12 protein-coding genes are annotated in these 11906 nt (G+C 42.8%); 9 read left to right on the top strand and 3 right to left on the bottom strand.

The annotated features are described in order from the left end of the window. The first annotated feature begins 134 nt into the window (after positions 1-134). From cmk to pyrF, 6 genes are all read left to right on the top strand, one after another. A complete protein-coding gene (cmk, locus tag L8S15_RS01250) occupies positions 135-815 on the top strand; it encodes a (d)CMP kinase (protein ID WP_017060237.1) in 681 nt (226 codons plus the stop codon). 106 nt (positions 816-921) lie between these two features. Continuing rightward, complete coding sequence (rpsA, locus tag L8S15_RS01245; protein ID WP_010439921.1) at positions 922-2592, top strand: 30S ribosomal protein S1; 1671 nt, start codon at positions 922-924, stop codon at positions 2590-2592. A gap of 121 nt (positions 2593-2713) precedes the next feature. After that, complete coding sequence (gene ihfB, locus L8S15_RS01240) at positions 2714-2998, top strand: integration host factor subunit beta (protein ID WP_010439923.1); 285 nt, start codon at positions 2714-2716, stop codon at positions 2996-2998. A gap of 129 nt (positions 2999-3127) precedes the next feature. After that, on the top strand, positions 3128-3400 hold the full coding sequence (locus tag L8S15_RS01235) for a lipopolysaccharide assembly protein LapA domain-containing protein (protein ID WP_010439925.1): 273 nt from the start codon (positions 3128-3130) through the stop codon (positions 3398-3400). Between the two features lie 12 nt (positions 3401-3412). Beyond that, a complete protein-coding gene (gene lapB / locus L8S15_RS01230; RefSeq protein WP_010439927.1) occupies positions 3413-4588 on the top strand; it encodes a lipopolysaccharide assembly protein LapB in 1176 nt (391 codons plus the stop codon). A gap of 130 nt (positions 4589-4718) precedes the next feature. Next, positions 4719-5414, top strand: coding sequence for an orotidine-5'-phosphate decarboxylase (gene pyrF / locus L8S15_RS01225; protein WP_010439929.1), 696 nt, complete (start codon positions 4719-4721; stop codon positions 5412-5414). 104 nt (positions 5415-5518) lie between these two features. Here the strand turns inward: pyrF and miaE are convergent, their stop codons facing one another. Both miaE and L8S15_RS01215 read right to left on the bottom strand, forming a co-directional pair. After that, positions 5519-6313, bottom strand: a complete 795-nt coding sequence (gene miaE / locus L8S15_RS01220) for a tRNA isopentenyl-2-thiomethyl-A-37 hydroxylase MiaE (RefSeq protein WP_010439934.1) — start codon at positions 6311-6313, stop codon at positions 5519-5521. A 103-nt stretch (positions 6314-6416) separates the two neighbouring features. Beyond that, entirely contained in the window at positions 6417-7181 is a 765-nt protein-coding gene (locus L8S15_RS01215) for a hypothetical protein (RefSeq protein ID WP_010439937.1), read from the bottom strand. Between the two features lie 322 nt (positions 7182-7503). Here L8S15_RS01215 and cysB point away from each other — a divergent pair, with 322 nt between their 5' ends. Both cysB and L8S15_RS01205 read left to right on the top strand, forming a co-directional pair. Further along, a complete protein-coding gene (gene cysB, locus L8S15_RS01210) occupies positions 7504-8478 on the top strand; it encodes an HTH-type transcriptional regulator CysB (RefSeq protein ID WP_010439939.1) in 975 nt (324 codons plus the stop codon). Positions 8479-8692: 214 nt separating this feature from the next. Continuing rightward, positions 8693-9895 (top strand): methyltransferase, encoded by a 1203-nt coding sequence (locus L8S15_RS01205; RefSeq protein ID WP_280571919.1) that lies wholly within the window; start codon positions 8693-8695, stop codon positions 9893-9895. A gap of 171 nt (positions 9896-10066) precedes the next feature. Here L8S15_RS01205 and ald read toward each other — a convergent pair whose 3' ends face one another. Then, complete coding sequence (gene ald / locus L8S15_RS01200; RefSeq protein WP_010439944.1) at positions 10067-11191, bottom strand: alanine dehydrogenase; 1125 nt, start codon at positions 11189-11191, stop codon at positions 10067-10069. 156 nt (positions 11192-11347) lie between these two features. On the opposite strand from ald, the gene lrp reads away from it, so the two are divergent. Next, positions 11348-11842 (top strand): leucine-responsive transcriptional regulator Lrp, encoded by a 495-nt coding sequence (lrp, locus tag L8S15_RS01195; protein ID WP_004734558.1) that lies wholly within the window; start codon positions 11348-11350, stop codon positions 11840-11842. The last annotated feature ends 64 nt before the right edge of the window (positions 11843-11906 follow it).

Below are 11906 nucleotides of genomic sequence, written 5' to 3'. Positions count from 1 at the left end.
TATGCATCATCAACACGGAATTATCTGAGATTTACCTCGCTCGAGTTCCAATTTTTCTCTATAATATGCCGCCTATAAAGTAGTGGCGAATCGCTAGTACAGAATAAAACTTACGACAAAACGTGGAGTAAAAGATGCCTTCTCAAAGCCCAGTGATTACGGTTGATGGACCAAGTGGTGCAGGTAAAGGTACCCTGTGTATGTTGCTAGCAGATAAGCTAGGCTTTCATCTTCTAGACTCAGGCGCTATCTATCGCGTATTGGCTTTAGCGGCAATTCACCATGGTGTGGATACTGAATCAGAGGATGCTTTAGTACCGCTTGCTACACACTTAGACGTGCAGTTTATTGCTGAAGGCGACTTAGTTAAGGTTATCCTAGAAGGTGAAGATGTGTCTGGTGAACTTCGTAAAGAAGAGACTGGCATGGCGGCTTCAAAAGTTGCTGCTTTACCTCGCGTTCGCGAAGCACTGCTTCGTCGTCAACGTGCATTCAGCGCTGCGCCTGGTTTGGTTGCAGATGGCCGTGATATGGGAACGGTTGTGTTTCCTGAAGCTGAAGCGAAAATATTTTTAGATGCAAGTGCTGAAGAGCGTGCGAGTCGCCGCCTTAAACAGTTGCAACAGAAGGGGTTAGATGTTAAATTTGACGACCTTTTGAGCGAGATCCAAGAGCGAGACGATAGAGATCGTAATCGCCCAGTGGCGCCACTTCGCCCTGCAGAGGATGCTCTAGTGCTTGATTCCACCTCAATGAATATTGAGCAGGTAGTAGAAAAAGCACTACACTATATTGAATCGAAACTGGCTGGGTAATTTCGCCGAGCTAGTACGAACGTTGGTCGCAAGGATGATGACCGGCGAATTTATCAACCCCATGCGGTAGGATACCCATGGACGTTTAATTATTGAAGATTAAATAATGACTGAATCTTTTGCTCAACTCTTTGAAGAGTTTCTATCTGAAACTGAATTCCAACAAGGCAGCATCGTTAAAGGTACTGTAGTAGCTATCGAGAACGGTTTCGTTCTTGTAGATGCTGGTCTTAAGTCTGAATCTGCTATCCCTGCTGAACAATTCAAGAACGCTGCTGGCGAACTTGAAGTTGAAGTTGGTGCTGAAGTAGACGTAGCTCTAGACGCTGTTGAAGATGGTTTCGGTGAGACTCAACTTTCTCGTGAGAAAGCTAAGCGCCACGAAGCTTGGATCGTACTTGAGAAAGCTTGTGAAGAAGCTGAAACTGTTGTTGGTATCATCAACGGTAAAGTTAAAGGCGGTTTCACTGTTGAACTTAACGGTATCCGTGCTTTCCTTCCAGGTTCTCTAGTAGACGTACGTCCTATCCGTGACACTGCTCACCTAGAAAACAAAGAGCTAGAGTTCAAAGTAATCAAGCTAGACCAGAAGCGTAACAACGTTGTTGTTTCTCGTCGTGCTGTTATCGAATCTGAAAACAGTGTTGAGCGTGACGAACTTCTTGAAACTCTACAAGAAGGTACTGAAGTTAAAGGTATCGTTAAGAACCTTACTGACTACGGTGCATTCGTTGACCTTGGCGGTGTTGACGGTCTTCTACATATCACAGATATGGCTTGGAAGCGCGTTAAGCACCCATCAGAGATCGTTAACGTTGGTGACGAAATCCTAGTTAAAGTTCTTAAGTTCGATCGTGAGCGCACTCGTGTTTCACTAGGTCTTAAGCAACTAGGCGAAGATCCATGGGTAGCAATCGCTAAGCGTTACCCAGAAGGTCACAAGCTTTCTGGTCGTGTTACAAACCTAACTGACTACGGCTGCTTCGTTGAAATCGAAGAAGGCGTTGAAGGTCTAGTACACGTTTCTGAAATGGATTGGACTAACAAGAACATCCACCCTTCTAAAGTTGTTAATGTTGGCGACGAAGTTGAGGTTATGGTTCTTGATATCGACGAAGAGCGTCGTCGTATCTCTCTAGGTCTGAAACAGTGTAAAGCTAACCCATGGCAGTCATTTGCAGAAATGCAAGCTAAGGGCGACAAAGTTACTGGTAAGATCAAGTCTATCACTGACTTTGGTATCTTCATCGGTCTAGAAGGCGGTATCGACGGTCTAGTACACCTATCTGACATTTCTTGGAACGCTGCAGGCGAAGAAGCTGTACGTGAATACAAGAAAGGCGACGAAATCTCTGCTGTTGTTCTAGCAGTAGATGCAGAGCGTGAGCGTATTTCTCTTGGCGTTAAGCAAATGGAAAACGACCCGTTCAACGCATACGTTGCTGACAACAAGAAAGGTGTTCTTGTAAACGGTACTGTTACTGCAGTTGACGCGAAAGGCGCTACTATCGAGCTAATCGAAGGCGTTGAAGGTTACATCCGCGCTTCTGAAGTTTCTCGCGACCGTATCGAAGATGCATCTCTAATCCTAAGCGTTGGCGACAGCGTTGAAGCGAAGTTCACTGGTGTAGACCGTAAGAACCGCGTAATCAACCTATCTATCAAAGCTAAAGATGAAGCTGATGAGCAAGAAGCAATGGCTTCACTGAACAAGTCTGAAGAAGGCGCGTTCGGTAACGCAATGGCAGACGCATTCAAAGCTGCTAAAGGCGAATAATAGCTTCTCATTAAGAGAATTATAGCTATCTAGCCAAGAAAGGAGCCGTAAGGCTCCTTTTTTTTTGCTTATTTTTCCGATAGGTCTATAATTTCTAAAAAGAAAACCAACGAGGGTAACTATGACTAAGTCTGAATTGATTGAAAGACTATGCGCTGAGCAAACGCATCTTTCTGCAAAAGAAATTGAAGACGCTGTAAAAGACATTTTAGAGCACATGGCTTCAACACTAGAAAGTGGTGATCGAATCGAAATTCGCGGCTTTGGCAGTTTTTCTCTGCATTACCGTGAACCTCGTGTTGGACGTAATCCTAAAACTGGTGACAAGGTTGAGTTGGAAGGTAAATACGTTCCTCACTTTAAACCAGGTAAAGAGCTACGTGAGCGAGTAAACTCAGGACTGTAGCCTACTTATCGGAATTAAGAAAAGCGGCATACTATAATGTATGCCGCTTTTTTATGACCATAATATGGTGGTCTGATTAGTAATTTTCCTGCATAATCGTACAGCTAACTAACCAATGAGTGATGAACTATGAAAATTATAAAAATAGTCGCCGTTATCGCACTTTTCCTAATTGCACTGGCTTTAGGCTCTCAAAACCAAACGACGGTGAACTTTAACTATCTGCTAGCGCAAGGTGACTTCCACCTATCAAGCTTACTAGGTGTGGTCTTCGTTTCAGGTTTTGGTCTTGCTTGGTTAGTCTTCGGCAATATGCATATGCGATCTCAACTGAAAATTCATCGTTTGAAGAAACAACTCAATAAGCAATCAAAGCAGGTAGCTGCTGATACCAAAGCTTAAAGGTCTTATTTGATGTTAGAGTTACTGTTCTTACTTTTACCTATTGCTGCCGCTTACGGTTGGTATATGGGTAATCGTAATGCTCAGCAAGAAAAACAGAAACAATCACACCAGATCTCCCGTCAATATGTGACGGGTTTGAACCTATTACTGTCGGATCAATCTGATAAAGCCGTTGACCACTTTATTGAACTACTTCAGGTAGATAATGAGACCATTGATACTCATTTGGCCTTGGGTAATCTGTTCCGTTCAAGAGGTGAAGTTGACCGCGCTATTCGTATCCACCAAAATCTTATCTCACGTTCGGGGCTTACTCTCGATCAGAAAAACCTCGCCTTACAACAGTTAGCTAAAGACTATATGGTCTCTGGCTTTCTTGATCGCGCCGAAAAAATCTTTGAACAACTTGTAGAAGAACCCGATCATAAAGAGGGTGCTTTACAGCAATTGGTTGCTATCTACCAACAAACTCGCGAGTGGAACAAGGCTATCCATTATGGAAATATTCTAGTTAAGCTCGGTAAGAAAAAGATGAAGATGCGTGCGACTGTTGCGCACTTCTGGTGTGAACTTGCGATGCAAGAACAAGCTGATGGCCATCGCTCTAAAGCGCTTCAGCATTTTAAAAAGGCACTTTCCGAAGACCCCAAATGTGTCCGTGCTAGTATTGCTTTAGGCAAATTCCATTTAGCTAACGAAGACTACCAAAAGACAATAGACTGTCTGGAATCGGTACTCGAGCAAGATATCGATTTCATTAGTGAGGTGTTGCCAACCCTTGCTGAGTGTTACCACAAGCTTGGACAAGAAGCTCAACTTGTCGAATTCCTTAAAGCGTGTATCCAAAAGAAAGCCGGCGTATCTGCGGAATTGATGCTTGCTCAATTAGTTGCTCACCATGAAGATGTTGGCTCTGCTCAAGAGCTACTCACCAAGCAGCTTGTTAAAAACCCAACCATGAAAGGCTTCTATCGATTAATTGATTATCACCTAGCAGAAGCAGAAGAAGGTCGAGCGAAAGATAGCTTAACCACGCTTCAATCAATGGTTGGTGAGCAGCTTAAAGTTAAGCCTCATTACCGTTGCCGCCAATGTGGTTTCTCAACACACTCAATGTATTGGCACTGTCCTTCATGTAAAGGGTGGGGGACGATCAAGCCTATTCGTGGGCTTGATGGTGAATAGATTTGTGGTCATTTTAAGACCAAATTTTTAATTGCAGCTTTCGGGCTGCATTTTTATGACTGTTATTTATCACCCGCTATGTGTAGGTGAGTAAATATTTTGTAGAAAGTTAACTGCGTTAGGAGATGAAATGAACGACCAAAAAATCATTGTAGCCTTGGATTATGACAACCAAGCGGATGCGTTAGCCTTTGTTGATCGTATTGACCCAGCATCTTGCCGCTTAAAAGTCGGCAAAGAGATGTTTACCTTGTTTGGCCCTGAATTTGTTCGTGAATTGCATAAACGTGGTTTTTCAGTCTTCTTAGACCTAAAGTTCCACGATATCCCGAACACATGCTCAAAAGCCGTTCGTGCCGCCGCTGAATTAGGCGTATGGATGGTTAATGTACACGCCAGTGGCGGCGAACGTATGATGACCGCTTCGCGTGAGATCTTAGAACCATATGGTAAAGAACGTCCATTGCTAATCGGGGTGACGGTACTAACCAGCATGGAGCAATCTGATTTGGCGGGTATTGGTTTGGATCTTGAACCACAACAACAAGTTATGCGTTTGGCTTCTCTGACGAAAAACTCAGGTTTAGACGGTGTTGTATGTTCTGCACAAGAGGCTTCTTTGTTGAAAGGCACTCTTGGTCAGGAGTTCAAGTTAGTGACTCCAGGTATTCGTCCTGTAGGCGCTGATGTTGGCGACCAGAAGCGTATTATGACGCCTTCTAAAGCGATTGATTCAGGGTCTGACTATCTTGTTATCGGTCGTCCAATTACTCAAGCTCCAGACCCTGCAGCGGTTCTTGCTGAGATTAACGGTACTCTAGCTTAAGTTTCTCTTATAGTTAGCGATACGAATAAAGAAGGCCAGCAAATTGCTGGCCTTCTTGTTTGTTTTTGAGAAACAGAGTTTGTTTGGGCTAGATTGGCTTACTTTTAAACCGGAGCGCCACTATGGAATTTGAAATCACTGTCTTCTGAAGTAATAAGGTCAGCTTCCACTTGAGCGAAGTGGGCAATACGCTCTGAAATATCTTTCCCTGCGATCTGTTCTGCTAGCTCAAGGTAGTCTTGGTAGTGGCGAGCTTCTGAACGAAGTAGAGACACATAAAATTTTTCCATGTCTTCTTCTAAGAAAGGAGCTAACTTAGCGAAGCGTTCACATGAACGAGCCTCAATAAACGCACCGATGATCAGCTTATCAACCAGAGCATCTGGCTCGTAAGTTTTAACTTGCTTGATCAAACCTTTCGCATAACGACCTGCTTCAATCGGTTGATAAGTAATGCCTTTTTTTTCCATCAATTCCATCACTTGATAGAAGTGATGCAGTTCTTCTTTAATCAACAGCACCATTTTGTCGATCAGGTCAGCACCGTAGTTACACCCTTCTTTCGCTGTGATTTGTTTGGATACGTTGCTCTTACCACGAAGTGACTCTAGGTCTCCAATACGGCGGTAAGCAAACTGCTCGTATGGCAAGATCCATTCATTCAGTTGCCTGGCACTCTCTTTATCAACCGCGTACTTGCGGATAAGGAACAGAGCGCTTTGAGCCGCTTTAAGCTCACAAAGCATGTGATCGCGTAGAATGATGTGCAGATTTTCTGGCTTTTTGGCTTCATCGATCCATGAATCTGGCGTTTCAGCTTTAAGAAAGGAGTTAATTGGAGCTAATAGTTCTTGATACATGGTAGGGGCAAGTTTGTTGATAATGCGGGATTTTATCACAGCTCACTAGAACTCCCTATACAGAGAAAGGAAATTCATTTGGTACAAAAAAGACCGCCTATTTAAGTAAATATGGCGGCCTTTTCTTGTTTGGGTTAGACGATTACCATTTCTTCTTCTGACCAAATAGAGCATCCATATCGTCGTCACGCTCTTTAGATTCCATTTGTTGTAAATCTTGTGCGTTTTTGTCTTGGCGTTTCTGGTCAAGATCGTTAAGCATCTGTTGAAGCTTTTCTTTTGCTTGATTCGAGTATGAATCGTTTTTCGTTGCTAGTGCATCAATGCCTTTTCGCAGTAACTGAATGGCCGTACCCGGCTGTCCGCGAGATATTGAATCATTTGCACGCTTGATAACGTTCTCGATATTGATGCGGATCTGAATGGTTTCTAAGCGAGCGTTTTCTACGACATAAGCTTGCGTTTCAAAACGGCCTTTGTTGTGTTCGTTGCGCACTGTATCACGTAGGCGTTTAACAAGCTTCAGCATCATTATCGCTTGCTTATCACTACTTGGTACTCGGAAAGCTGTGCTTTCGCCACCTTGGTAGTTTTCCTTAAGCTGAGTGATTTGTTGTTTTACGCTTTCGATTCGTTGAGCAAGTTGCTTATTTTTAGGGTCGAGTTGATACATGTTTTCTAATGCATCAAGAATTCGATTGTTTAAGCATACAAGAAGATCTTGGCTAAAAGGCATGTGATGAGCGTTGCCAATCAATTCTTCTGTTCCATCAATAATGGTTAGATAACGAGAAGCTTCCTGTTTCTTCGCTGTCTCTACCTTAACTTTGTATTGAAGCATGATGTTGTAGCCTAAAACCAACACCAAAAGAACGGCTACTAAGGTGATTATTAAACCAATATTCATATATTTGTGTCTGCTTGTTATTTTCTATAGCTAACTGGAGAGGATACACGATTCCATTGTGTATCGGCACTCGTAAATTGCAATTTCTGATTATCTCTTGTTGAGCGAAATCGGCAATCAAAACTTACCTACTAATGTATGAGAATGAGGAGTGGGTTGCAAAGCGTTAGTGATATTTATGTTTGTTAGTGTCTAAAAGCTCAATTTTTCTGTCATTTTTGTGCTTGAAGCGTTATAACTATTAATTATATTACACAAGACTATAACGCTCTCTTTGCAAATAAGTTAGCACAGAAATGAGTAAAGGATTACGAGGTTAGATATGAAGTTACAGCAACTGAAGTACATTGTTGAGGTTGTTAACCATAACCTAAATGTTTCTGCAACGGCAGAGAGTTTATACACATCTCAACCTGGTATCAGTAAGCAAGTTCGATTGCTAGAAGATGAACTAGGTATTCAGATTTTTGAGCGTAGTGGTAAGCATTTAACGCAGGTTACTCAAGCTGGCGAAGATATCATTCGCATCTCACAAGAGATCTTGGCTCGTGTTGAGAGTATTAAAGCAGTAGCGGGTGAGCATACTCATCCTGAGATGGGCACATTGAACATTTCGACTACGCATACTCAAGCTCGCTATGCACTCCCTGATGTGATCAAGGGCTTTACCGCGCGCTATCCAAAAGTGTCACTTCACATGCACCAAGGCACGCCTAGCCAAATGTCAGAAGCTGTCGCTAAGGGGACGGCGAATTTTGCTATCGCAACGGAGGCCCTTCACCTCTATCAAGATGCGATTATGCTTCCTTGTTATCACTGGAATCGTTCAATCGTCGTGACTAAAGACCATCCTCTGGCACAAAAGCGAAATATTACGATAGAAGATCTTGCGGCCTACTCTCTAGTGACTTACGTATTTGGTTTTACGGGGCGTTCTGAGTTAGATACCGCTTTCAATAAAGTCGGTTTAACACCTCGCGTTGTGTTTACAGCAACTGATGCCGACGTTATTAAAACTTATGTACGTATGGGGATCGGTGTCGGTGTCATTGCAAGTATGGCCATCGACCAAGAACAAGATACTGACCTGGTCGCTATTGATGCTAGTCATTTGTTTGGTGCAAGCACCACAAGCATTGGCTTTAGAAAAGGCACTTTTCTGCGTTCGTACATGTTTGATTTCATGGAGCGTTTCGCCCCGCATTTAACTCGACCTGTTGTTGAACAAGCTATCTCTTTAAAATCGAATGATGAGATCGAAGAGATGTTTAAGGATATCGATCTGCCGGTGAGATAGTTATTAGAATATTACAAGACTAGAAGCTCGGAAGCATTTCTAAATTTTAAATCGGTCTGTTATCAGGCCGATTTTTGTTTTAATTATGTGTCATCCCCAAACGTTCGCATCTCGATAACTTTTCTTTACACTGCCTCTCTTTGCGCCGCATCTCATATAGTGCCTTTCTATTTCGGCCTCTACCCCCTACAATCCACCCATCATAGGGGGAAGCATGCATTCACGATTTAAAATACTCGACTCATTTTTGTTAGAGCACCAAATTTATTGGCGTTCAGATCCCTTCCATCTATGTCGAACTCAGCAAACACCATGGCGCAATGTGAATCGTCCTCTTGTTGATTGGTTAGAAGGCTTGAGTATTCAGCGCATTCAAACGTTGAAAGAGCAACCTCAGCTAGTGGCCGATGAATTGACTCTTTTCCTCCCTCAATTATATTCCGTTAACCAAAATATCCAGTTTGATAGAGCGACACTTGCCGGGTTAAAGCTTGCTCGCGGTACTGGAGATGGTATTCCTGGAAGAAAGTTGCAACAAATTGTTTCGATGGGAGAAGCTGTGCTTGAGAACCATTATGGGAAAGAGTGGTTGGAATGGTGTTCTGGTAAAGGTTTTCTTGGGCGAATCTTGTCTCAACAATCGAAACAAAAAGTCACCAGTTTTGAATGGCAACAATCTTTGTGTGAGAGCGGGCAAGCTATTGCTGACGCTCAGCAACTAGATATGACCTTTGTTCAGGGGGATGCATTTACAGAAGACGCAGAAGAAGTGTTTAATATAGACCAACATGCTGTTGCACTTCACGCGTGTGGTGATCTCCACGTTGAGTTAGTCAAGAAATCTGTTTTTCATGGATTGCCAGCCGTGACTATTTCACCTTGCTGTTACCATCTGATTAGAGAAGATGTTTATCAAGCGATGTCTTGTGTTGCGAGAAGCTCTGCTTTGACCTTAAGCAAGAGCGATTTAAGAATCCCACTTCAAGAAACGGTGACGGGTGGTGAGAGAGTAAAGAGGCATCGTCAGCTGGAGATGAGCTATCGACTAGGTTTTTGCCAATTGCTTAAAGCTGAACTCGGTATCGACGAATACATCCCCATACCAAGTATCAAAAAATCAGAGTTATCTGAAGGCTTTGAGTCATTTTGTGGTTGGGCGTCTGAAGTGAAAGGCATGTCACTCGGTGCAGGTATCAACTTTGGTTTATATTTAGAGCAAGGTGAAGCGCTTTTTTGGGAAATGGAAAAGCTGAGTTTAGTTCAACAAGTTTTCAGACGACCATTAGAGATATGGTTGGCCTTAGATCGAGCCATCTATCTACAAGAACAAGGCTATGAAGCTTCGATTGAAGAGTTTTGTGAACGCAGTATTACACCAAGAAACCTATTGATTCATGGAGTTAAGTTCGATCGCTAACTGTGTGTGGTACTGTTACGTGTTTTTACGATTGTAATTCATTAATGCAAATAAAATCATAAATAAAAAAGCCAGTGCGACATCATGTCGTACTGGCTTTTTGTTTAATGTGTATGAGTTAACTGAACGCTTCAACGAGAAGATTATTGCGTTCAGTTAGCCATTACATCATTAGTTAAACATTGCGATTGCTTCAGCTGGGTCTACGTACTCTAGGTCAAAGCTTTCTGCAACTTCTTTACAAGTTACTTTACCGTGGATTACGTTTAGACCTTCTAGGAAGCCTTCATCAGATAGAAGTGCTTCGCGGTAGCCTTTGTTCGCTAACTTAACAATGTAAGGAAGTGTTGCATTGTTTAGCGCGTAAGTAGAAGTACGAGCAACTGCACCTGGCATGTTAGCAACACAGTAGTGAACTACGTCATCAACAATGTAAGTCGGGTCAGCGTGAGTCGTCGCGTGTGAAGTTTCGAAACAACCGCCTTGGTCGATCGCAACGTCAACAACTGCAGAGCCAGGTTTCATTTTTGCGATGTGGTCTTTAGTTACCAATTTAGGTGCTGCTGCACCAGGAATTAGTACTGCACCAATCACTAGGTCTGCTGCTAGAACATGCTTCTCAATAGCGTCTTCTGTAGAATAAACCACTTTTGCACGACCTTGGAATTCTTCATCTAGGCGACGAAGCGTATCCACGTTGCGGTCAAGAATGGTTACATCAGCGCGAAGGCCAACAGCCATACGTGCAGCGTTAGCACCTACAACACCACCGCCAACAACAACAACTTTTGCTGGTTCTACACCAGGAACGCCGCCAAGAAGAAGACCACAACCACCGTTAGACTTCTCTAACGTTTGTGCACCAGCTTGAATAGACATGCGACCAGCGACTTCAGACATTGGTGCTAATAGTGGCAAGCGACCCATATTATCTGTTACAGTCTCGTAGGCTACACAGACAGCTTTGCTCTTGATAAGCTCTTCAGTTTGTGGAAAATCTGGTGCAAGGTGTAAATAAGTAAATAATATTTGCCCTTCGCGAAGCATAGCTCGCTCGACAGCTTGGGGTTCTTTAACCTTTACAATCATCTCTGCTTTCGCGAAAACGTCAGCAGCAGTAGGAAGAATGGATGCGCCTACAGCGATGTAATCATCGTCTGAAAAACCGATACCATTACCGGCATTGGTTTCTACAAAAACTTGGTGGCTGTGTGAGATTAGCTCTCTCACGCTAGCTGGGGTCATACCAACGCGGTATTCGTGGTTCTTGATTTCCTTCGGTACGCCAATGATCATCCTGACTCCTCAATATAATTTGGTTGTTTTATCTATGCGTAGGGTAATTCTGTCGAATTAATATCTAGTATAGATATGTTTAAATAAAATTTGATACTGAATATTAAAAAGTTGTAGTATATTTTTTTGCAAGGAAGTAATAAGGTGGAATAAAAAATGGCAGACAATTATAAGAAGCCGTCCAAGGAACTAGATCGTATTGACCGCAACATTCTTAATGAGTTGCAAAAAGACGGTCGTATCTCAAACGTTGAACTCTCAAAACGAGTAGGACTTTCTCCAACTCCATGTCTTGAACGTGTTCGTCGTTTAGAACGTCAAGGTTACATTACTGGGTATACAGCGTTGCTGAACCCACAGTACCTTGATGCTTCACTTTTAGTGTTTGTTGAAATTACGTTGAACCGTGGTGCTCCAGATGTGTTCGAACAATTCAACACCGCTGTTCAGAAACTAGATGACATCCAAGAGTGTCATTTAGTGTCGGGTGATTTTGACTATCTTCTAAAAACACGTGTATCGGATATGGGTGCTTACCGTAAGTTGCTCGGTGATACGTTACTGCGTCTACCAGGCGTAAACGACACTCGAACTTACGTTGTAATGGAAGAAGTGAAACAAACTAATCAACTTGTGATTAAAACTCGTTAATCACAATTGGTGAAATGAAAGAAAGCGGACATTTGTTCCGCTTTCTTGCTTTCTGGAATTGGGT

It is taken from the genome of Vibrio sp. S/42/10, from assembly GCF_029890535.1.
In the GTDB taxonomy this organism is placed as follows: Bacteria; Pseudomonadota; Gammaproteobacteria; order Enterobacterales; family Vibrionaceae; genus Vibrio; species Vibrio cyclitrophicus.
The sequence above is the reverse complement of the archived record's forward strand: the minus strand, read 5'-3'. Positions and strand labels throughout refer to the sequence as shown.